The organism is Streptomyces sp. NPDC004561, from assembly GCF_053602155.1.
In genome coordinates this window covers 1-20543 of the sequence record NZ_JBSGDB010000125.1, presented here as the reverse complement: position 1 = coordinate 20543, position 20543 = coordinate 1, and the positions used below count along the sequence as shown (strand labels likewise).

General features: G+C 72.5%; 17 protein-coding genes and 2 pseudogenes. 13 read left to right on the top strand and 6 right to left on the bottom strand.

Going from position 1 to position 20543, the window contains the following annotated elements; genetic code table 11:
- Nucleotides 1-84 precede the first annotated feature (84 nt).
- Together ACWEN3_RS18530 and ACWEN3_RS18525 are read left to right on the top strand one after the other, a co-directional pair.
- Nucleotides 85-1266: pseudogene (locus tag ACWEN3_RS18530) on the top strand (HoxN/HupN/NixA family nickel/cobalt transporter); the annotation flags it as partial.
- Nucleotides 1267-1293: 27 nt separating this feature from the next.
- A complete protein-coding gene (locus ACWEN3_RS18525; protein ID WP_452971828.1) occupies nucleotides 1294-2895 on the top strand; it encodes a serine/threonine-protein kinase in 1602 nt (533 codons plus the stop codon).
- A gap of 44 nt (nucleotides 2896-2939) precedes the next feature.
- Here the strand turns inward: ACWEN3_RS18525 and ACWEN3_RS18520 are convergent, their stop codons facing one another.
- Nucleotides 2940-3746, bottom strand: coding sequence for an SGNH/GDSL hydrolase family protein (locus tag ACWEN3_RS18520; RefSeq protein ID WP_452971825.1), 807 nt, complete (start codon nucleotides 3744-3746; stop codon nucleotides 2940-2942).
- 205 nt (nucleotides 3747-3951) lie between these two features.
- Here ACWEN3_RS18520 and ACWEN3_RS18515 point away from each other — a divergent pair, with 205 nt between their 5' ends.
- The 5 genes from ACWEN3_RS18515 to ACWEN3_RS18495 all read left to right on the top strand — a co-directional run bounded on the left by ACWEN3_RS18515 (nucleotide 3952) and on the right by ACWEN3_RS18495 (nucleotide 11370).
- On the top strand, nucleotides 3952-4452 hold the full coding sequence (locus ACWEN3_RS18515; protein WP_452971824.1) for a hypothetical protein: 501 nt from the start codon (nucleotides 3952-3954) through the stop codon (nucleotides 4450-4452).
- 391 nt (nucleotides 4453-4843) lie between these two features.
- On the top strand, nucleotides 4844-5665 hold the full coding sequence (locus ACWEN3_RS18510) for a glycosyltransferase family 2 protein (RefSeq protein ID WP_452971821.1): 822 nt from the start codon (nucleotides 4844-4846) through the stop codon (nucleotides 5663-5665).
- Nucleotides 5662-6747: a glycosyltransferase gene (locus ACWEN3_RS18505; RefSeq protein WP_452971819.1), complete on the top strand. Its 1086-nt coding sequence runs from the start codon at nucleotides 5662-5664 to the stop codon at nucleotides 6745-6747. Before ACWEN3_RS18510 ends, ACWEN3_RS18505 begins: the two co-directional genes overlap by 4 nt.
- Entirely contained in the window at nucleotides 6744-7544 is an 801-nt protein-coding gene (locus ACWEN3_RS18500) for a polysaccharide deacetylase family protein (RefSeq protein WP_452971816.1), read from the top strand. The genes ACWEN3_RS18505 and ACWEN3_RS18500 overlap by 4 nt, the downstream gene beginning before the upstream one ends.
- Nucleotides 7537-11370 carry a lipopolysaccharide biosynthesis protein gene (locus tag ACWEN3_RS18495; RefSeq protein WP_452971814.1) on the top strand — a complete coding sequence of 1278 codons (3834 nt, stop codon included), beginning with the start codon at nucleotides 7537-7539 and terminating at the stop codon, nucleotides 11368-11370. The genes ACWEN3_RS18500 and ACWEN3_RS18495 overlap by 8 nt, the downstream gene beginning before the upstream one ends.
- A 16-nt stretch (nucleotides 11371-11386) precedes the next feature.
- Here the strand turns inward: ACWEN3_RS18495 and ACWEN3_RS18490 are convergent, their stop codons facing one another.
- A complete protein-coding gene (locus ACWEN3_RS18490) occupies nucleotides 11387-12805 on the bottom strand; it encodes a GH39 family glycosyl hydrolase (RefSeq protein WP_452971811.1) in 1419 nt (472 codons plus the stop codon).
- 130 nt (nucleotides 12806-12935) lie between these two features.
- On the opposite strand from ACWEN3_RS18490, the gene ACWEN3_RS18485 reads away from it, so the two are divergent.
- Both ACWEN3_RS18485 and ACWEN3_RS18480 read left to right on the top strand, forming a co-directional pair.
- Nucleotides 12936-14030 carry a DUF5925 domain-containing protein gene (locus ACWEN3_RS18485; protein WP_452971809.1) on the top strand — a complete coding sequence of 365 codons (1095 nt, stop codon included), beginning with the start codon at nucleotides 12936-12938 and terminating at the stop codon, nucleotides 14028-14030.
- A gap of 15 nt (nucleotides 14031-14045) precedes the next feature.
- Nucleotides 14046-14816, top strand: coding sequence for a DUF72 domain-containing protein (locus ACWEN3_RS18480; RefSeq protein ID WP_452971807.1), 771 nt, complete (start codon nucleotides 14046-14048; stop codon nucleotides 14814-14816).
- A gap of 73 nt (nucleotides 14817-14889) precedes the next feature.
- Here the strand turns inward: ACWEN3_RS18480 and ACWEN3_RS18475 are convergent, their stop codons facing one another.
- On the bottom strand, nucleotides 14890-15258 hold the full coding sequence (locus ACWEN3_RS18475; protein ID WP_452971805.1) for a GntR family transcriptional regulator: 369 nt from the start codon (nucleotides 15256-15258) through the stop codon (nucleotides 14890-14892).
- A gap of 71 nt (nucleotides 15259-15329) precedes the next feature.
- Here ACWEN3_RS18475 and ACWEN3_RS18470 point away from each other — a divergent pair, with 71 nt between their 5' ends.
- Nucleotides 15330-16259, top strand: a complete 930-nt coding sequence (locus ACWEN3_RS18470) for an N-acetyltransferase family protein (RefSeq protein ID WP_452971803.1) — start codon at nucleotides 15330-15332, stop codon at nucleotides 16257-16259.
- Complete coding sequence (locus ACWEN3_RS18465) at nucleotides 16240-16740, top strand: DUF402 domain-containing protein (protein ID WP_452971800.1); 501 nt, start codon at nucleotides 16240-16242, stop codon at nucleotides 16738-16740. The genes ACWEN3_RS18470 and ACWEN3_RS18465 overlap by 20 nt, the downstream gene beginning before the upstream one ends.
- Nucleotides 16741-16778: 38 nt before the next feature.
- Here ACWEN3_RS18465 and ACWEN3_RS18460 read toward each other — a convergent pair whose 3' ends face one another.
- Nucleotides 16779-17399, bottom strand: coding sequence for a class I SAM-dependent methyltransferase (locus ACWEN3_RS18460; RefSeq protein WP_452971797.1), 621 nt, complete (start codon nucleotides 17397-17399; stop codon nucleotides 16779-16781).
- Between the two features lie 161 nt (nucleotides 17400-17560).
- Between ACWEN3_RS18460 and ACWEN3_RS18455 the strand changes: the two genes are divergently transcribed.
- Nucleotides 17561-17695 (top strand): hypothetical protein, encoded by a 135-nt coding sequence (locus ACWEN3_RS18455; RefSeq protein ID WP_452971794.1) that lies wholly within the window; start codon nucleotides 17561-17563, stop codon nucleotides 17693-17695.
- Nucleotides 17696-17708: 13 nt separating this feature from the next.
- On the opposite strand, the gene ACWEN3_RS18450 is transcribed toward ACWEN3_RS18455, so the two are convergent.
- Together ACWEN3_RS18450 and ACWEN3_RS18445 are read right to left on the bottom strand one after the other, a co-directional pair.
- The gene (locus ACWEN3_RS18450; RefSeq protein ID WP_452971830.1) at nucleotides 17709-18167 is read right to left on the bottom strand and encodes a GNAT family N-acetyltransferase; all 459 of its coding nucleotides are present in this window, start codon (nucleotides 18165-18167) and stop codon (nucleotides 17709-17711) included.
- 171 nt (nucleotides 18168-18338) lie between these two features.
- Nucleotides 18339-19058: pseudogene (locus ACWEN3_RS18445) on the bottom strand (S53 family peptidase); the annotation flags it as partial.
- A 441-nt stretch (nucleotides 19059-19499) separates the two neighbouring features.
- Between ACWEN3_RS18445 and ACWEN3_RS18440 the strand changes: the two are divergent.
- Nucleotides 19500-20321, top strand: a complete 822-nt coding sequence (locus ACWEN3_RS18440) for a TrmB family transcriptional regulator (RefSeq protein ID WP_452971791.1) — start codon at nucleotides 19500-19502, stop codon at nucleotides 20319-20321.
- The last annotated feature ends 222 nt before the right edge of the window (nucleotides 20322-20543 follow it).

Sequence of the window (20543 nt, the reverse complement as noted above, 5' to 3'; positions counted from 1 at the left end):
TCGACGAGGAAGGTGACCGGACCGGGGTGACAGCGTGCGAAGGCACGGAACGCCTCCTCCTCGCCGGGGAAGGCCTCGATGTAGGAGTGCCGGCTGACCGCCCCGCTGCCCCGGAACGCCGCGGTGGCCCTCGGCTTCCACGGCGCCGGCGCCACGGGCGGCCCCGGCTGGCGGGAGATCACCGCGCGCGGCGACCGTACGACGCTCACCGCGACGGACGTGCCGCAGCGGTCCGTCTCGCACGAACTGACCACGTACCCGAAGGACTTGCTGTCCTCCCCCGCCGACACCGTCACCGCCTCCCTGCGCGTGCGTCCCGGCGGCCCGGCGCTCGCCCGGGAGCAGCAGGACGCGCCGGGCGCCGCCGTGCTGCCCCGGGGCGCCGACCGCTGGACCCGGGCCCTGGACGACCTCGTCGCCCGCCACGACCTGACCGTCGGCTTCGCCGCGCTCGCGCTGCTCGTCGCGGTCGTCCTCGGCGCACTGCACGCCCTAGCGCCGGGCCACGGCAAGACCCTGATGGCCGCGACCGCGACCGCGCGCGGGAGCAGGGCCCGGCTGCGGGACGTGCTGCCCCTGGCCGCCTCGGTGACGGTCACCCACACCCTCGGCGTGGTCGCGCTGGGCCTGCTCGTCACCGCCGGGTCCGCCGCCACGCCCTCGGTGATCGCCTGGCTGGGCATCGCGAGCGGCGCCCTGGTCCTCGCGGCGGGCGCGAACCTCGTACGCCGGGCCTGGCACCAGCGGACACACCCGCATCCACACCCGCATCCGCCTCCTCACGAGCACGGCCACGCACACACGCACGACCACGACCACCCTCACGAACACGAACATGAGCACGAACACCCCCACGACCACGACCAGCCGCACGAACACACCCACTCCCACGGGGGCGTGACGCACTCCCACCCCACCGCGCCCACCCTGCGCGGCACGATCCTGCTCGGCTTCGCGGGCGGGCTCGTGCCCAGCCCGTCCGCCGTGGTCGTCCTCGTCGGCGCGGCGGCGCTCGGGAAAGCCTGGTTCGGCCTGCTGCTCGTCGTGGCGTACGGGGCCGGTCTCGCGCTCACGCTCACGGCGGCCGGGTTCGCCGTGGTCCGGCTGGGGTCGGGGGTGTCCCGGGTGCTGGAGGGGCGCCCGCGCTGGACCGCGCACCCGGTGGCCGCGCTGACCCGCCGGACGCTGCCGCTCGCCTCCGCGCTGCTGGTCGTGGCGCTGGGTACCGGATTGGTGCTCAAGGGGGCCGTATCCGCGCTCGGCTGAGCTACTTTTGTGGAGAATTCGCGCGAGATGCCTTGGGGGCTGCCCGTGTCCGAAGATCCGGGCCGTGAACGTGTGATCGCGGGCCGCTACCGCTTGTTGTCCCCGCTCGGCGAGGGCGGCATGGGGACCGTGTGGCGCGCCCGTGACGAGGTGCTGCACCGCGAGGTGGCGGTCAAGGAGGTACGGGCCCCGGTCGGCCTGCCCGGGCCCGAGGTCGAGCGGATGTACGCACGCCTGGAGCGGGAGGCGTGGGCGGCGGCCCGGGTCGCGAACCGCAACGTGGTCACGGTGTACGACGTGGCGATGGAGGGCGGCCGGCCGTGGATCGTGATGGAGCTGGTGCGCGGGCTGTCCCTCGCCGACCAGCTCGAGGCGGAGGGCCCGATGCCGCCGCAGCGGGCCGCGCACATCGGTGCCGAGGTGCTGTCCGCGCTGCGCGCCGCGCACGGCGCCGGCGTGCTGCACCGGGATGTGAAACCGGCCAATGTGCTGCTGGCGAACGACGGCCGGGTGGTGCTGAGCGACTTCGGCATCGCCTCGGTCGAGGGGAGTTCGGCGCTGACCATGACCGGCGAGGTGGTCGGCTCGCCCGAGTACCTCGCTCCGGAGCGGGCGCTGGGGCGCACACCGGGGCCCGAGTCGGATCTGTGGTCGCTGGGCGTACTGCTGTACGCGGCCGTCGAGGGCGTCTCCCCGTTCCGGCAGGACACCCCGCTGAGCACCCTGCGGGCCGTGGTGGACGAGGAGTTGCCGCCGCCGCGCCGAGCGGGGCCGCTCGCGTCCGTCATCGAGGGGCTGCTGCGCAAGGACCCCGGCGAGCGGCTGGCCGCCGAGCGGGCCGAGCGGGAGCTGCGGCTCGTCGCGGCGGGGGGCACGCCTCGCGCGCGGCCCGTGCCGGTGTCGCCGTACACCGCCCCGACGGTCGCGGCGCAGCGTCAACCGGGTTTCGCGACCCCGCCGTTGCCCGTGCCGGCGCCGGTCGCGGACCCGCCGGGGCGCGGCCGGCGTGCCGGGCTGGTGCTCGTGGCGGGCGTGGCCGCGCTCGTCCTCGCGCTGGCGGGGCTGGCGTACGCGCTGATGAACCAGGGCGGCGGGAACGACACGGCGGGCAGTGGCGCGACCACCGGCACGACGTCCACCCACGGGCCCAGCGGCACCACCGACTCGGACACCGGGGCGCCCGCGCCCACGCACAGCGGCAGCGCTCCGGCGAGCACCCCGCCCGCGCAGTCCGTGCGGGTCACGCTGGCCGGTGCGCACACGGCGTACTCCGGGACCTGTCCGCCGCCGACCGCGCAGGCGCCCGCGTTCACGGCGACGTTCACGGTGGGGCGGCTGCCGGCGCAGGTGGAGTACCGGTGGGTGCTGGCCCACGGCTCGGTGTCGGACCCGGGGTGGAAGACGCTGTCCTTCCCGTCCGGGGGCGACACGACCAGGCAGGTGGGGGTGACCGTGACGGCGTACTCCGGCAGCGGGACGATCGACAACGCCATCAGCGTGGAGGTGCGCAGTCCGGTGCGGACCGCGTCCGATTCGGTGCCGTTCTCGGTGACCTGCGCGTCACCGACGGAGACCCCGTCGGACGGGGCCTCCGCTTCTCCCTCGGGCTCGCCGGGAGCTTCACCCTGACGGGGCGGCCCGGAAGTTCACCCTGACGGGCTCACCCGTACGGGTCAGGAGGCGCTGGTGAACACCGGCAGGTAGGCGCCGGACTGGCCGGCCGCGGTGGGGTGGTACGACTCGCCGATGTCGAGCCAGTTGACGCTGTGCAGCCAGGAGTCGCCGGAGCAGATCTCGTGGCCGGCGAACGGGGGGCGGACGTCGCCGAAGACGAAGTTGTGGGCCTGGGCACGGGCCTGGATGGCGCTGTCGATGTAGTCGGCGGCACCGTTGATGGCGGAGCGCTTGGTGTCGGAGAGCCCGAGGCAGGTCTGTCCGAGCAGGTAGAAGCGGGGGTAGCCGATCACGACCACGCGAGCGCCTGGAGCCTTGGCGCTGATCGCGTTGTAGACCGCGTCGAGCTTGCCGGGGAGCGTGGAGTTCACGTACGCCTTGGCGGTGTTGATCCGGGAGATGCAGGCGCTGTCGGACTGGAGCACACAGGTCGTCATGACGTTCGAGAAGCCCGCGTCGTTGCCGCCGATGGTGATGGACACCAGTGAGGTGGCGGAGTTCAGCGAGCCGAGCTGGTTGGCGAGTACGTCGTCCGTCGTGGCGCCCGAGCAGGCGGCGAAGGCGAACGAGGCCGGGCTGTGCGCGGCGTTCCACAGGTACGGGTACGCCTTCGTGCTGCGGTCGCAGCTGCCGCTGGAGCTGATGTAGCTGCCCGAGCCGACTCCGGAGGAGTAGGAGTCGCCGAGTGCCACGTAGCCACCGGACGCGGCCGTCGCGGAAGCCTGCGCCGAAGCGGCCCCGGTGAGACCGAGGCCGGCGGCGAGGAGGAGCGAGGTCACGAATCCGGTAAGTCGGGAACGTCTCATGGAACCTCCCTTTAGCAGGATCTCTGCCACAACTGTCGTAGCAACTACGCGTGTTGACGGGAAGTGTCCATGCCAAGACTTTTGCGGTCTCAACAGGATCAACGCGAAACGTTCACTGCTCATCTATTGCGCGTGCATGCCAAGCATGGTGACGCCTCGTCAGCGGCCGGTGACCTGAATGAATGTTTAAAGACGGACCGTCGTCTTGACGCCCTCCCCGGCCCTGCGTCACATTGAAGCCCGGCATCCGGCGCGTCGGGGGGCAAAGTCGCCAATGCAGACCTTAGGCATCAAGACACCTTCATCAGACGGCGCCGCGGAGGGCGCCCAGGGGGCACGGCCGGGTCCGGGGAGGGACCTGTCACCGCTGCTCGCGGGGGCCGCGACCGCCGTCGCAGCGGTCGGCGCACTGCTCGCTCTCATCGATTCCGCTTCTCCGCTGCGCGGTCCGTGCACCCTGTTCTTCCTGCTCGTGGCGCCGGCCGTGGCGGTCGCCGCGGCGCTGCGCGGGCTGGATCCGTTCGGCCGGGCGCTCTGCGCGCTTGCGGGCTCGGTCGTCCTGAACATGCTGGTTGCCCAGGGCATGCTCGCGGTGCACCGCTGGTCGGTCCGCGGCGGGGTCGTCGCGGTGACCGTACTGAGCCTGCTGCTTCTGCTCCTGGTTCTGGTCCGGGAACGAATTTCCGGAAAACGTACGCAAGAGTGAGCAACGTGGGCCAAAGTTGTGTAACGGTCGAACCAACAACAACGTGAGGCAGCCTTCCAGGTCTTGCCTTTCGGGCTCAATCGTCAATACCGTCTACATCTCACCCGCACCGGTTCGTCGGCACATGGCTCCAGGGGAGGGCTCAGGGCCGCGGCGGCACCGGCGTGGGGCGCGGTAGGGGGGTGCCGTGCTCGGTGACCGCAACTGTGACCGAGCCGTGCCGCGCGACCGGCTGCCGTCTTCCGTCGGCGGTCCGGCCAGCTTTGCCAGCTCGTCCGAGGGTACGGAGAGCCATCCGCCGTGCCGCGGAGGAGAAACCCCCCTTTCGAACCGGACACAGAGCCGGGCCGCCCAGGGGCGGGCGGTCCACCGGACGAGAGGGAAAAGACTCATGAGTTCCGTTCTGCGCCCGCCGAGTTCGGGCCAAGATCCGTTAATCGCCAGCCACTACCGGCCCATCTCCTCTCACCTCGCGATCACTCCGCCGGTGAGCGTGGTGATTCCCGCCATGAACGAGGCGGAGAATCTCCCTTACGTGTTCAAGACCCTTCCGGACTGGATCCACGAGGTCGTCCTCGTGGACGGCAACTCCACGGACGACACGGTCGACGTGGCCCGATCCCTGTGGCCGGACGTCAAGGTCGTCGAACAGCGGGGCCGGGGCAAGGGGGATGCCCTGATCACCGGATTCGAGGCCTGCGCCGGCGACATCATCGTGATGGTCGACGCGGACGGTTCGGCCGACGGCGGCGAGATCGTCTCGTACGTCTCCGCCCTCGTCTCCGGCGCCGACTTCGCCAAGGGCTCGCGCTTCGCCAACGGCGGCGGCACCGACGACATGACCTTCATCCGCAAGCTCGGCAACTGGGCGCTGTGCACCGTCGTCAACCGCAAGTTCGGCGCCCGCTACACCGACCTGTGCTACGGCTACAACGCGTTCTGGCGGCACTGCCTCGACAAGATCGACCTGGACTGCACCGGCTTCGAGGTCGAGACCCTGATGAACATCAGAGTGGTCAAGGCCGGTCTGAAGGTGCAGGAGATCCCGAGCCACGAGTACCTGCGCATCCACGGCACGAGCAATCTGCGGGCCGTGCGCGACGGGTTCCGGGTGCTGAAGGTCATCGTGAAGGAGCGTTCCAACCGGCGTGCCCTGCGCCGCCGCGCGCACCACTCGCCGCTGCTCACCACCGGGCAGGGAGAGGTGTCTTGAGGGATCCCGGCATCTCCGTCGTGATCTGCGTGTACACGGAGGACCGCTGGGAGGACATCCTCGCGGCGGTCTCCTCGGTGCGCGCGCAGTCGTACCCGGCGCTGGAGACCCTCCTGGTCGTGGACCACAACCCGGCCCTGAAGGACCGGCTGGCCCGCGAGTACAAGGAGACCGACGGCGTCCGGGTGCTGCCCAACGCCGGCCCGCGCGGCCTGTCGGCGGGCCGCAACACCGGCATCGCCGCCTCCCGCGGCGAGGTGATCGCCTTCCTCGACGACGACGCCGTGGCCGAACGCGACTGGCTGCGGCGCTTCGCCGAGGGGTACGCCGACCCGCGGGTGCTCGCGGTCGGCGGCCGCACCGAGCCGGTCTGGGCGTCCGGCCGGCGGCCTGCCTGGTTCCCGGAGGAGTTCGACTGGGTGGTGGGCTGCACCTACCGGGGGCTGCCGCCCGGCCGGGTCCGGGTCCGCAACGTCCTCGGCGGCAACGCCTCGTTCCGGCGCACGGCGTTCGAGGCGGCGGGCGGCTTCGCCACCGGCATCGGCCGGGACGGCGACCGCCGGCCGCTCGGCTGCGAGGAGACGGAGCTGTGCATCCGCCTCACCCGCGCCCGCCCCGACGCCGTGCTGCTCATCGACGACCGGGCGGTCATCCACCACCGGGTGCCCGAACCCCGCGAGCACTTCGGCTACTTCCGCACCCGCGCCTACGCCGAGGGCCTGTCCAAGGCCCTGGTGGCGAGGAGTGTCGGCGCGGACAAGGGCCTGGAGTCCGAACGCCGGTACACCACCCGGGTGCTGCCCGCCGGGGTCGCCCACGGTCTGCGCGACGCGCTGCTCGGCAGGCCCGGCGGCGCGGGACGCGCGGGCGCGATCGTCGCCGGGGTGCTCACGGCCGCGGGCGGCTACGTGGTGGGGAGCGTACGGGCCCGGCGGGGCGCGGCCACGTTCTCCGTCGCCGGGATCGAGGACGCCGGCGGCACGGGCGACGAAAGGACCACGCGCACGGGCGACGACCCGACGACCCGCACGGGCGACGACCGGGCGACCCGCATGAGTGGCGCCGGAGGGGGACCCGCATGAGTGACATGCCCGTACCCATCCTCATGTACCACTCCGTCGCGACCGCGCCCAACGACGCCACCCGCGTCCTGTCGGTCGCGCCGGAGGCGTTCGCGGAACAGATGGCGCTCGTCGGCGACCTGGGCCTCACCCCGGTCTCCACCGCCGAGCTCGCGGCCCACTGGCGCGGCGGCCGCCCGCTGCCCGCCCGGCCGGTGCTGATCACCTTCGACGACGGCTACGAGGGCGTGCACCGGCACGCGCTGCCCGTGCTCGCCAAGCACGGCTTCCCGGCCACCCTGTTCGTCTCCACCGGCTGGCTGCGGGGCGAGCACCACACCGGGGGCGGCCTCGACACGATGCTCGACTGGCGGCAGGTGCGCGAACTGGCCGGCGCCGGTGTCGAGATCGGCGGGCACAGCCACACCCACCCGCAGCTCGACCAGGTCCCCGACGAGGCGCTGCGGGACGAGCTGTCCCGCTGCACGGAGATCGTCACGGACGAACTCGGCGCACGGCCGCTGTCGTTCGCCTACCCGTACGGCTACTCCAGCCGCCGGGTGCGCCAGGCGGTGCACGCGGCCGGGTACGCCCAGGCGCTCGCCGTCGGCAACGCGCTCGCCCGCCGCCGCCAGGGGCCGTACGCGCTGCGCCGGGTCACCGTCCGCCGCACCACGGACGTCGAGGAGTTCGAGCGGCTGCTCCAGGGCCGCGCCATCGCCCGCACCTTCGCCAGGGACCGTGCCCTCACCCAGGGGTACGCCCTCGTCCGCAGAGCCCGCCAGGTCCGCCGGAAGGCCATCCGTTCCCGTGTCTGACACGACCACCGCAACCGAGGCCGCGACGCCCGGAGCCGAGGCGCCCGAGAAGACCGGGCGCCGGCTGCGGCTGCCCGGGACGGGCCGGTCCCCGGGCGGCAGCCCGCTGTTCCGCAACGCCTACGCGCTGATGCTCAACACCGGCATCTCCGCCGTCCTCGGACTCGGCTTCTGGCTGGCCGCGGCGCACTACTACTCCGCCTCCGCCGTCGGCCAGGGTTCGGCCGCCATCGCCGCCATGAAGCTGCTCGCCGGGCTCACCGCGGTGACCCTGACCGGCGCCCTGGCCCGCTTCATCCCGGTGGCCGGGGAACGCACCGGTCGTCTCATCTTCCGTACCTACGCGGGCAGTTGTCTGGTCGTGGCGCTCGCCGCCGGGGTCTTCCTGCTGACCCTGGACGCCTGGGGGCCGTCGTACCGCTTCCTGCACGGGCCGCTCAACGGGCTCGGCTTCGTCGCGGCCGTCATCGCCTGGAACCTGCTCACCCTCCAGGACGGTGTGCTGACCGGGCTGCGCAGCGCGCCCTGGGTGCCGGTGGGCAACACGGTGTTCTCGGCGGTGAAGCTGGTCCTGCTCGCCGCGTTCGCCGTCGCCATCCCCACCACCGGTGTCTTCGTGTCCTGGGTGGCCGCGATCGCCACCTCCGTGGTGCCGCTGGGCTGGCTGGTCTTCCGGCGCCTGGTGCCCCGGCACGTCAAGGCGACCGAGGACCACGCCCGTCCGCCGACGCTGCGGGAGATCGGGAAGTTCCTGGCCGGGGACTACACGGGCTCGCTGTTCTCGCTCGCCGTCGTCTACCTCGTCCCGGTGATCATCGCCTCGCAGGTCAGCTCCGCGGAGAACGCGTACTTCTACATCACCACGACCATCGGCGGCACGTGCAACCTGCTCGCCATCAACATGGGCGCGTCCCTCACGGTCGAGGGCTCGCACGACCCGGCGCGGCTGGCCGCCAACACCCGCGCCGCGCTCAGGCGCATGGCCCGGATCATGGTGCCGATCGGGGGCCTGCTGTTCGTCGGCGCGCCCTGGATCCTCGGCGTGTTCGGCGCGGGCTACGCGCACGCGGCGACCCCGCTGCTGCGCTGGTTCGCGGTCGGCGCCCTGCTGCGGGTCGTGATGGAGACCTACTTCGCGGTGCTGCGCGCACAGAGCCGCACCGCCGGACTCGCCTGGATGCAGGGCCTGTTGTGCCTCCTGGTGCTGGGCCTGACGCTGCTGCTCCTGCCCCGGATGGGGCTGACCGGCGCGGGTGTCGCCGAGATCTCCAGCCTCGCGGTGATCGTCGCGATCGCCGCGCCGAAGCTGTGGCGGACGGTACGGGCCGCGCCCGCCGCCGTGCCCGAGACGGCGGCGCCGGACGGGGACCTCGCCGACCTCGGCGCGCACGAGGTCCCGGCCGCCTCCCCGCCCCGCCGGCACAGCCCGGCCTGGGCGCTGGACTCCGACACCCTCGCCCTCGGCATCCACGTGGACTTCGACCACCTGGAGCGCCGGCCCGACGTCCGCCCGGGGCCCGGCACACCGCCCGCGGGCACGCCCGGCCCGGGCCTTCGCGGGGAGGAGCGGGAGCCCGGCAGCGAGGCCTCACTCGGGCCGGCGGAGGCCGGACCGCCGCCGGAGGCGCAGGTCGACGCGCCGTTCGGCGCCGCCGAGCCGGACGGACACCTGGCCGCACGGGCGGACGGGCCGTCCGCCCGGACCCCGGGGGAGGCGGGTGTGCCGTCCGAGGCCGCCGTACCGGTGGCGTCCGCGTCCGGGGAGGCCGTGCCCGACGAGCCGCCGGCCCCGGCCTCGCTGCGGGAGCGGCTGCTGCCCACCCGCACCGGAGTCGTCCTCGGCTGTTCGCTGGTCGCCGCGCTGCTGCTGTACTGGGTGCCGGCGCTCCGGCTCGGCGAAACCGATCTGGACCGGATGGGCGGCCTCGGCCTGATCTCGGTGCTGCCGCTGCCGACCCTGGTCGGAGCGGCCCTGCTGGTCACCGTGTTCGCCGCGCTGCTCTGGCTGCGCCGTGAGCACCGGGCGCTGCTGCTGGTGACGCTGCTCGCGACGGTCGTGTCCCTGCACGCGCTGCCCGCCGTCATCGAGACCGAGCCGCGGTTCGCCACGGCCTGGCAGCACCTGGGCTTCCTCGACTACATCGACCGCACCGGGTCCGCCGTACCGTACCTCGACGCCCGCTGGAGCTGGCCGGGCTTCTTCGCGGTGGCCGCGTTCGTCGGCCGGGCGTGCGGGGTCACCGACTTCACGGAGGTCATCCGCTGGTGGCCGACGGCCATCCAACTCGCCTATCTGGCACCGATGTTCCTGCTCACCCGGTCGCTGCGGGCGAGCTGGCGGGCGAAGTGGACCGGCGTCTGGCTGTTCGTGCTGTGCGGCTGGGTCGGCCAGGACTACTTCTCCCCGCAGGGCTTCACGTTTCTGCTGTACCTGGTCTTCGTGGCGATCCTGCTGGTCTGGTTCCGCCCGCCCCGGGTGCTCTGGGCGAAGTTCCGCCCGGGTGAGGCCGAGGTGGAACCGGCCGACCGGCGTCAGCGGGCGGTGCTGCTGCTGGTGCTGATCGGCCTGTACGCGGCGAGCGTCCCCGCGCACCAGCTGACCCCGTTCGTGATGCTGGGCGTGCTCGCGGCCCTGGTCCTGCTCGGCCGGTCCGAGCTGCGCGGTCTTCCGCTGCTGTTCGCGGTGCTGGTCGCGGTCTGGGTCGGCTTCATGGCGGAGCCGTACTGGTCCGGGCACTTCAACGACCTCTTCGGCGGGGTCGGCGGGGTCGGCAGCAATGTCTCCACCTCCGTCTCCGGCCGTATCCAGGGCGGGGACCCGACCCACAAGCTGGTGCTGTACACGCGTGTGCTGCTGGCCGGCGCGGTGATGACCTTCGCCTGCTGGGGCTGGTGGCGCCGGCGCTTCCACCGCTACCGCGAGCGGTCGCTGCTGGTGCTCACCTTCGTGCCGTTCCTCGGCTTCGGCATGCAGTCGTACGGCGGTGAGATGGCGCTGCGCGTCTTCATGTTCGCGGTGCCTGGCGCGGCCCTGCTCGGCGCTCTCGCCCTCTTCCCGCGCACCGGGGTCACCGCGAGGGAGCGCGAGAAGGACCGGGTGAGCCTCGCCCCGCTGGCCGCGCTGCTCGCCGGGCTGCTCCTGATGGGCGGTTTCCTGGTGGCCCGCTGGGGCAACGAGCCGTTCGAGCGGACCCGGCCCGGTGAGGTCGCGGCGATGGACTGGGTGTACGCCCACGACAGGCCGACCGTAAGGCTGCTGTGGCTGAGCAACGACACGGTGAACGACGTGACCCCGTCGATGCCGTGGGGCGCGAAGGACATGGAGCGGGTCGACTACGTCCCGACACTGGCGCCGACCGACCCGGTCCTGGTGTCCGGCCTGGTCAAGGCGCTCAAGGACGCGGGCCCGAACTCGTATCTGATGATCAACCGCAGTCAGGTGACGTATCTGCAGATGGACGTGGGCTACCCGGCGACCTGGGAGCCCCGGCTGGTCCGGAACCTGGACAACCGGCAGGAGCTGTCGAAGGTCCTGGTCAACGACGACGTCACCGTGTATGCGATGCGCAAGCAGCCGGCGGGTACGGTGCCGAAGCCGCATCCCGGGCCGATCGGGCCGCGGGTGACGTGGACGCCCTGGTCGGTGGTGGGCGGGCTGGCCGCCGTCGCCCTGATCCTGCTGCTGGCCGCGCGTGAGGTGGTCCGGGTCGCGCTCCGGCCGGGCGTGCGCCGGCTGCGTCTGCTGCAGGGCAGTTTCTGGTTCGCGCTGCCGCTGCTGGCGGTGGTGCTGGCCTCGCTGGTGCAACGGTTCCTGACGATGAAGTGAGGGCGGCTCGGCCGGATCACCGGTCGAGCCACCTGACCTCGTACGGCCGCATGTCGAAGCGCTTGCCGTCCACCTGGGCGCTGATGGCCCGGTTCAGGGTGTTGACCACGAGGACGGTCCTGTCACTGGCCAGGACACGGACGTTGGGCACGTCGTCCGGGGCGACGGAGACGTTCTCGTACCGGGTGCCCGGCGCAAAGGCGCCGGTGAACCGGGAGAGGAGGTCGTACATGGGAAGCGGCTGTCCCCCGCCGGTGCCGTCGGTCGGCGTCCACAGGCAGCCGGCGCAGCCGGTGCCGGTCTTCTCCTCGGGGTTCCAGTAGAAGCCCGAGTCGGCGCCGCCCCTGACCATGGCGATCATGCCGGTGGCCTGGACGGCGACCCGGTGCGGCTCGGACCAGCCCTTGCGGTCGTCGTTGCCGTCGCCGGGCTCCACGTAGTACTCGGCCCACCACAGGGGCAGGCCGTGGGTCTGCCGCCGTACCCACTCGCCGACCGCCGTCAGCTTGTCGGTGGCCGCGAACTCGTTCGGCAGCAGGTCGTCGTCGCGGGTGTAGCTGGAACCGTCGACCACGGCGAAGTCGGCGCCGTCCTTGTGGGTGTTCCAGTACGAGAAGGCGTCGAGCACCCGCTGGTCCATGGCGCCCCAGGGGCCCCTCAACTCTGTGGAGGCGTTCTGGTCGCGCGGGTCGACGCTGTCCATCACCAGGTAGGGGCCGCCGACCATGATGTCCTTGTCGACCTTCTTCAGCGCCCGGTACACGAGGTTGTACATCCTGGTGTAGCCCTCGTAGTCCCAGCGGCCCTTGGCGTCGTTCCAGAAGCCCTTCAACTCGTTCCAGACGACGAAGTGCCTCACGTCCGGGTAGCGCCGGGCGACGGTCGCGGCGAGGTCCGCGAAGTCCTGGTAGTGGGCGGGGGTGGGCGCGGTCTCCAGGGCGGCCTGGCTCCAGTCGGTGTTGTCCACCCCCGCCCTGCCGCCCTTCATCCAGTCCGGGGAGCAGCACAGCGTGATCACCGGGGTGCCGCCGGAGGCGCGCATGAAGTCGACGCGGCGGTCGAGGGCGCCGAAGTCGTAGTGCCCCTCGACCGGTTCGGGGTTGTCCGCGCCCCAGCCCATGATGTGCTGGTTCTGCGGCAGCCCGCCGTTCTTCCCGAGCAGCCGCCGCACCCGGGCGGAGGCGGCAGACGCGCCCTCGTCGGCGCTGTACTGGGTGTGGGTGAAGCCCCAGCCGACGTAGGGCTCCGGCTTGGCCGGCGGGGTGGCGGGGGTGCCGTGCACCTTGTCGCCGTCGCGTGTGGTGCCGGTGGTGCTGGGACCGCCGGACAACGTGCTGAGCAGGGTCACCACCAGGGCCAGCGCGGCCGCGCCCACACCGAGCAGGGCGGTGAGCCGCCACCGCCGAGTATCCGAATCCCACCCATGACGTCCCATCAAGGGCCACATTAACCGCGGAATCCATGCCTCGGGCAGGTCTTGGGAACACCCGGAACAGTCTTGGAACACCGGGAACAAGCGGCGGAAATGCCGTGCGCCGAGGGCATCGGTGGCGGATCATGGCGGCATGTCTGCGAACCCACACGACGCTCTGCCGATCCGGCTCAACGTCGACGACTCCGACTCGCCGTCCGACGTCGTCGACGCGCTGTTCCTCGGCCGCTTCGCGACGGGCGAGCAGCCGTACTCGCACGCGGCGAACATCGACCGGGTGCGCTCCGGCGCGACCCTGCTCCCGGACGGCGCCCATGTGCTGCGGGTGGCCCGTGACGACGACCGCAGCGCCACCCTCGCCCAGGGCGACGGCTGGACCCTGCTGGTCTCCCGCTGGAACCGGGGCGCGGACGTCACCGTGACCGCGACCAGCGCCGAGCTGGCGAAGCGGATCCTGGACCAGGCCACGGACGGCGCGGCCGACGAGCCCGAGCCCCAGCCCGAGAACGTGACGATGGGCTTCTGGTACGTCTCCCCGCGCCGCGGCCCGCACCGCACCACCCGTCAGATCTCCGCGGGCACCTGGGACGAGGTCCGGGACAACTACACCGCGCCGGTGGCGGACGCGATGGACCGGCTGATGAAGACGACCCCCGAGGACATCGCGGGCCGGCTGCTCCTGCTGCACGGTCCGCCCGGCACCGGCAAGACCTCCGCGCTGCGCACCCTCGCCCGCTCCTGGCGCGACTGGTGCCAGGTGGACTGCGTCCTGGACCCGGAGCGCCTCTTCTCCGACGTCGGCTATCTGATGGACATCGCGATCGGCGAGGAGGACTCGGCGGGCAAGGGCCGCTGGCGGCTGCTCCTGCTGGAGGACTGCGACGAGCTGATCCGCGGGGAGGCCAAGCACACGGCGGGCCAGGCCCTGTCCCGGCTGCTCAACCTCACCGACGGCCTGCTCGGCCAGGGCCGCAACGTCCTGGTGGGGGTCACCACCAACGAGGACCTGGAGCGCCTGCACCCCGCCGTGGTCCGCCCCGGCCGCTGTCTGGCCCGCATCGAGGTGGGGCCGCTGACCCGCCGGGAGGCGGCGAGCTGGCTCGGCACCGAGGAGGGCGTCGGCCGGGAGGGCGCGACGCTGGCCGAGCTGTACGCGCTGCGCCGGGGCACGGCGCCGACCTCGGTGCCGGGGGCGCGGGAGGACGCGGACGCGGGCCTGTACCTGTAGTGCTTTGATGAAGTCATGACCTTGTTCGTCGGCACCTCCGGGTGGCAGTACAAGGACTGGCGGGACCTGGTCTACCCGGCCGGGGTCCCGGCGCGGCTGTGGCTGGAGGAGTACACCCGGCTCTTCGCCACCGTGGAGATCAACAACGCCTTCTACCGGCTGCCGTCGTACGACACCTTCGCGACCTGGCGCGAGCGGGTGCCGGCGGACTTCGTGGTCGCGGTCAAGGCCAGCCGCTACCTCAGCCACATCAAGCGCCTGAAGGAACCCGAGGAGCCGGTCCACCGGCTGATGAACCACGCGGCGGGCCTCGGCGAACGCCTGGGCCCGGTCCTCCTCCAGCTGCCGCCCACCCTGCGCGCGGACCCGGCGCTGCTGGACGCCTGCCTGGCCTGTTTCCCGCCGGGCACCCGGGTCGCCGTGGAACCCCGCCACGACTCGTGGTGGACGCCGGAGGTGCGCGAGGTGCTGTCCTCCCGTGGCGCGGCCCTGTGCTGGGCGGACGTCCTGGCCCGCCCGGTCACCCCGCTGTGGCGCACCACCGGCTGGGGCTACGTCCGGTTCCACCAGGGCCGCGCCCAGCCCTGGCCGCGTTACGGCCGGCGCTCCCTGGAGACCTGGGTGGACCGCATCGCGACGACGTGGTCCGGCGGGGAGGACGTGTACGCGTACTTCAACAACGATCCGGGCGGGGCCGCGGTGGCGGACGCGGTGACGTTCGGGAGGGCGGCGGGGCGGGCGCGTCTCGCGGTGACCCGCTTCCCCGAGCCGACGGCCCACCGGTGACCGGCGTCCACCGCGACGGCGCGTCCCGGCGGCCGCGAACCCCCTCGGCCCCGGGCGCGAACCCCTCGTGCCCTCACCTCTCGTAAGCCGCCCGCAGGGCGTCCCGCACCGCGGCCAGCGCCGCCTCCTCCCCCAGGCCCAGCCGCCGCACCCGGTCGACGTAGGACTGGGCGGCGGCCGCGGCCTCCCGCTCGGCGGCGGAGCCGGCGGCGGCCACGTACGTGCCGTGGCGCCCGCGTGTCTCGATCACCCCGTCGCTCTCCAGCGCCCGGTAGGCCTTGGCCACCGTGTTCACCGCGATCCCCAGGGACTCGGCCAGCCCCCGCACGGTCGGCAGCCGGTACCCCACCGGCAGCGCCCCGGACCGCGCCTGCTCGGAAATCTGCGCGCGGACCTGCTCGTACGGGGGCGCGCTGTCATCGATGCGGATCTTCAGGCTCACGGGCCGATTCTCCCGTACCCGGCGGAAAATGGGAGGCAGCCCCGGCACGTATCCCCGTACGGTGCCTGCCCATGACAGTGATCGTGCGCGATCTGCGCCCCGACGTCCCGGCCGACACCGAGGGCTTCGCCCGGGTCCGCAATCTCGCCCTGCCGTACATCCTGTTCACCTCGGAATCGGTCCGCCACAACGCCGTCCACACGCCGCCCGAGGCCCGCTACCGCCCGCTGGTCGCGGAGGAGGACGGCGAGGTGATCGGCACCGCCCAGGTCCGTCTGGCCCACGACAGCACCGAGCCGGGCCAGGGCCTGGTGAACGTCTACGTGCGGCCGGACCGGACCGGTCGCGGCGCCGGCGCCCTGCTGTTGCGGGCGGCCGAGGAGCACCTCGCCGCCCTGGGGGCGACCAGACTGCTCAGCTGGGTCCTCGACGAGCCGGCCCACCGCGCCTTCGCGGAACGGCACGGCTACCGCGCCAGCCGGTCCGCCCACTTCCTCGGCCTCGACCTGACGGACGACGGCCTCCCCGCCGTCCCGCGCACCCCGCCGGACGTGGAGCTGCGCACGGCCGCCGACTTCGCGGCCGACCCGCGCCCGCTGTTCGAGCTGGACGCGGAGACCATGCGGGACGAACCGGGCGACGTCGACATCGACTACACCGACTACGACGCCTGGCTGGAGCAGTACTGGAAGCATCCGCTGCTGGACCACGAGCTGACGGTGGCCGCGTGCGTCGACGGCCGTCCGGTCGCCTTCACCGTGGCCCACACCGACGGCGGCACCCGCTACTCCACCGCGATGACCGGCACCGTCCGCGCCCACCGGGGCCGTGGCCTGGCCAAGCTGGTCAAGACCCACTCCCTGCACCGGGCCCGCGCCGCCGGTCTCACGGAGGCCTTCACGGGCAACGACGCCGGGAACGACCCCATGATCGCGGTCAACAAGTGGCTCGGGTACGAGATCTGCGCGACGGAGGTGCGCCATGTCCGCGAACTCGGCTGAGCGGGCCGACCGGTTGGAGGTCGTCCTGGTCAAGGCGGGCCGTACGAAGATCCGTTACCCGGCCGAGCTGCTCGGGGACGACGGCACGCGGGTCGTCGTCCGCGCCCCGTGGGCGGCCGCCGGGGTACGCGACTTCGGCTTCGTGCGCTTCGAGCCGGGTGACGTGTTCACCGAGTACTACTGGCGGGACCGGTGGTACGCGGTGAAGGAGGTCCGCGCCTCGGACGGCACCGTCAAGGGCTGGTACTGCGACATCACCCGCCCCGCCGTCCGCTCGGGCGCCGAACTGGTCGTCGAGGACCTCGACCTGGACCTGTGGCGCTCCGCGGACGGCACGGACGTACTGCGTCTGGACGAGGACGAGTTCGCCGAGAGCGGCCTGGCCGCGGCCGATCCGGAGGCGGCGGCCGCCGCCGTGGCCGCGCTGGAGGAGCTGGAGGCGCTGGCCCGTGGCGGTGGTTTCGAGGGGGTGCTGTCCTGACGGCGGCGGCCACGGGCCGCGCCGGAGGCCGGCCGGTGTCAGACCGTCGCCACCACCGCGTAGCGCTCGTCGGCCACGGCTCTTCCCCACAACAGCGGGTCACCGGACAGTCGCTCCAGACGCAGGTCCGAGGTCAGCGGCCCGAGGAGGGCGGTGAGCCGGTCGGCGGGCACGCCGACCGGGTTCAGGGCGCCCCAGACGCCCTCGACCAGCACGAAACGGCCTCCGCCGGCACCGGAGGCGTCCCCGGGCCGCAGCAGGTCCCGCCAGTGCCGCAGGACGCGGGCGGGATCGGCCAGCGTCCACAGCACGTGCCGTACGAGGACGACGTCGAAGCGCCGCTCGCCCACGGGCGGGCGCGCGGCGTCCCCCCGCAGGACCACCGCGTCGCGCCCGGCGAGCTTGGCCCGGGCCCGCTCGGCCATCGCCGGGGACAGCTCCACGCCCGTCACCCGGTGTCCCTGCTCGGCCGCGAGGAGCGACAGGCTGCCGGTGCCGCAGCCGAGATCGAGCACGTCGGCCGGGTACTCGGGCAGCCAGGACCGCAGCCGGGCCGCCCAGGCGGCGCGCACGGCGGGGTCGCGCAGGCCGTGGTCCGGCTCGTCGTCGAAGGCGGCGGCCTCGGCGTCCCAGTCCACCGCGGCGGCCGTCGCAACCATGTGCTCGCTTCCGTTCGTCATGTCCGGAGAGTGACACACGCCACTGACAGTCCGGGACGTGACAGCCGCCACTGACAGACCGTGCACCGATGAGGAACTCTCCCCAAAAGGGTCTACCTCCGTGACAACGCGGAACTCGGTAGGCACTGAAGGAGGCAGCCATGCGCCGTGTGACCGTGCAGAAGCCGCTGAAGAGGACGGACAGCCGCCGGATCCGTGAAGAGGCGGAGGAGCGCCCGGCAGGGCGCTCCGAAGTACGCAGGGACATCGCGAGAACCTGGTGGCCGGACGGCTGAACCACCGGGGCCGTCAGCCCAGCAGCTTGCGGTAGTGCAGGCGGTCATAGGGACCCTCGACGCGGCGTGCCACGACCTCGTATCCGAACTTCGGGTAGATCCGCTGGTTCTCCCACATCAACGCGTTCGTGTAGAGCCTGATCTCGGCGACGCCCAGCTCACGCGCCGTCGCGTCGACGAAGTGCAGCAGCCGCCGCCCGACTCCCGTTCCGTGGGCGTCGGGTCGGACGGCGATGCTGTCGAGGAAGAGATGGTCGGCGAACGCCTCGATCACGACCAGCCCGTCGACGGGCTCCCCGGTGACGAAGACCTTGCCGGCGGCCACGTCTGCCGCATGGTCCGCCTCCATGGGCTGCGGCACCACGCCGATGCGCTCGATGTAGGGGCGGTAGGCGGCTTCGGTCACGGCCTTCACCGCCGGTACGTCCTCGTCGACGGCCGCCCGGATCCGCCGGGTGTCATGGTCGGTCATGCCGCGCACGGTATCTACCTGAGCGCAGTCTGAGCACCTCCTTAAGGCGACCATAAGGATCTCCTCCACCCGCCTCCAGCAGGCGATTCCACGGTTTCTTGGGACTAGCTTCTGATCACCCCCACGGGATCCAGCCCACCCCACGGACCGTTCCGAGGAGTTCCGCATGCCAGTCCGCCAGGACGGCTTGGCGTCGTACTGCGAGCAGCCCGAGCCGGCTCCCTCGCCGCCGGCGGCGGTGCCCCACACCGACTCGGAGTAGCCGCGGGTGCTGCCGTCCTTCTTCAGGCTGGTGCCGCCGACGGCGGTCACGTACTGCGAGGCGGCCGGGTACTCCACGCCGTAGCCGCTGTCGCCGGAGCTGACGGTGATGGCGACGCCGGGGTGCTTGAAGTACTTGTCGTCGGAGGCGGTGTCGTTGGCCTCCTCGCCGCCGCCGTAGCTGTTGGAGACGTACTTGGCGCCCTGCTTGACGGCCTGGTTCACCGCCGCGCCGAGGTCGTCCATGTTGGCGGACTTCGCCTCGACGAGCAGGATGTGGCACTGCGGGCAGGCCGCGCTGACCATGTCCACGTCCAGCGAGATCTCACCGGCCCAGCCGGCGTCGGGCGCGGGGTAGTTCGTCCCGCCGTCCTGGTCGGTCTTCTTGAAGCAGCCGTTGGCGGTGCTGCACTCGGGCAGGCCGTACTGGGAGCGGTAGGCCGCCAGGTCCTTCTCGGCGTTCGGGTCGTCGTTGGCGTCAACGATCGCGACGGTGGCGCCCTTGCCGCCGTCCTTGGGCAGGCTGTAGGCGGCCTGCAGGTCCGCCGGCCCGAAGCCCTTGGGGGTGTCGTGGCGGCCGAGGGACCGCTGCGGGGCGAGGTCGGTGCGCACGACCGACTGGCACGCCATGTAGCCGGGTTTGCTCGGCTGCGAACACAGCCGGTGCGTATGCACAGTCGCGGCCGCGGGCGAGGCGGTGGCCGTCGTCGCGAACGCCGCCGACTGCGAGGCGGCGGCCACGCCGCCGGTGATCAGGGCCGCTGCGGACAGCAGCGCGGGCGCGCCGCGGCGTATGGAATTCCTTCTGCGATGAGAACGCAAGTGAACTGCCCTCCGTGGGGGGATGGTCGGCTCCGCACCGGCGGCCAGAAAGTGATGTCACGTGCATGACAAACGCTTGCTGTTGGGGGTGGCCGGGTCGAAGCCGTGTTCCGGGCATGATGGGTTTTGCTGCCACCCCGGTCAGTGGTGGCTGCAGACGAGGTTATTGACTGTTTGCCGAAGAGAACAGGGCCAGTTGGTAAAACCTTGCCTCCAACTCCCCGGCGCGGGGCTATACGTTGGGCAGCCATGGAGCTGGAAGACAGAACCGTCGACGACCTGATGTCCCTGGGGCTCGCCCGCTACGAGGCACGGGTCTACCTCTCGCTCATCAGGCGTGGTTCCTACACGGCCGCCGAGGTGGCCCGGGAGGCCGACGTGCCGCGCCAGCGCGTGTACGACGTGCTGGACGCCCTCGTACGGCGGCAGCTGGTGAGCGCCCACCCGGGGCGGGTGGCCACGTACTCCGCCGTCACGCCCGAACTGGCCCTGGCCCGGCTCATGGCCGTGCAGCGCGAGTCCGTCGACCGGCTGGAGCGGGTCTCGCAGTCGCTGACCGGCATCCTGCAGCCGCTGTGGTCCCAGGGCAGGGGGCAGACCGATCCGCTGGACTACATCGAGATCCTGCGCGATCCGAAGGCGATCTCCGAGCGCTTCGCCGACATCCAGCGCCAGGCCCGCCAGGAGCTTCTGACCTTCTGCAAGCCGCCGTTCGTGGCGCCCACCGAGAACACCGAGGGCATCGCGGTGGTGCGCCGCCTCCACCAGGCGGGCGGCACGGTCCGGGCGATCTACCTCAGCGACGCGCTGGAGGATCCGGGGACGGTGGAGCACGTGCGGCGCTTCGCCGCCGCGGGGGAGCAGGCGCGCTTCGCACCCGAACTCCCCCTGAAACTGGTCATCGCCGACGCCGCCCTCGTGCTGTGCGACATGCCCGACCCGGTGGCCGGCGTGGGCTCCACCACCACCCTCTTCATCGAGCACCCGGCCCTCGCGGGCTGCCTGCGGCTGGCCTTCCACACGGTCTGGAAGGACGCCGTGCCGAGTCCGCAGACCGGCCTGGCACCGTGAAAACCGTCCGCCGCCTGGCACCGTGAAAACCTTCCGTCGCCTGTCGCCTGTCGCCTGCCGCCTGCCGCCTGCCGCCTGCCCCCTGCCCCCTGCCGCCGGCGCCCGGCTGCCGCCGTCGGCATCGTCGCCTCGGCCGTGGGGGGGGGGGGGGCCCCGGCGAACCGGGGGGGGCGCGTGGGGGGCGGCCGGCCCGCCGGGCCGCGCCGGGGGCGCCCCGCCGCC

Bases quoted from the DNA above. Each gene is read 5' to 3' on its own strand.
- ACWEN3_RS18455 (WP_452971794.1), top strand. From the start codon at position 17,561: ATGCGCCGTGTGACCGTGCAGAAGCCGCTGAAGAGGACGGACAGCCGC.
- ACWEN3_RS18480 (WP_452971807.1), top strand. From the start codon at position 14,046: ATGACCTTGTTCGTCGGCACCTCCGGGTGGCAGTACAAGGACTGGCGG.
- ACWEN3_RS18510 (WP_452971821.1), top strand. From the start codon at position 4,844: ATGAGTTCCGTTCTGCGCCCGCCGAGTTCGGGCCAAGATCCGTTAATC.
- ACWEN3_RS18490 (WP_452971811.1), bottom strand. From the start codon at position 12,805: ATGGGACGTCATGGGTGGGATTCGGATACTCGGCGGTGGCGGCTCACC.
- ACWEN3_RS18440 (WP_452971791.1), top strand. From the start codon at position 19,500: ATGGAGCTGGAAGACAGAACCGTCGACGACCTGATGTCCCTGGGGCTC.
- ACWEN3_RS18460 (WP_452971797.1), bottom strand. From the start codon at position 17,399: ATGGTTGCGACGGCCGCCGCGGTGGACTGGGACGCCGAGGCCGCCGCC.
- ACWEN3_RS18525 (WP_452971828.1), top strand. From the start codon at position 1,294: ATGCCTTGGGGGCTGCCCGTGTCCGAAGATCCGGGCCGTGAACGTGTG.
- ACWEN3_RS18485 (WP_452971809.1), top strand. From the start codon at position 12,936: ATGTCTGCGAACCCACACGACGCTCTGCCGATCCGGCTCAACGTCGAC.
- ACWEN3_RS18470 (WP_452971803.1), top strand. From the start codon at position 15,330: ATGACAGTGATCGTGCGCGATCTGCGCCCCGACGTCCCGGCCGACACC.
- ACWEN3_RS18520 (WP_452971825.1), bottom strand. From the start codon at position 3,746: ATGAGACGTTCCCGACTTACCGGATTCGTGACCTCGCTCCTCCTCGCC.
- ACWEN3_RS18465 (WP_452971800.1), top strand. From the start codon at position 16,240: ATGTCCGCGAACTCGGCTGAGCGGGCCGACCGGTTGGAGGTCGTCCTG.
- ACWEN3_RS18450 (WP_452971830.1), bottom strand. From the start codon at position 18,167: ATGACCGACCATGACACCCGGCGGATCCGGGCGGCCGTCGACGAGGAC.
- ACWEN3_RS18500 (WP_452971816.1), top strand. From the start codon at position 6,744: ATGAGTGACATGCCCGTACCCATCCTCATGTACCACTCCGTCGCGACC.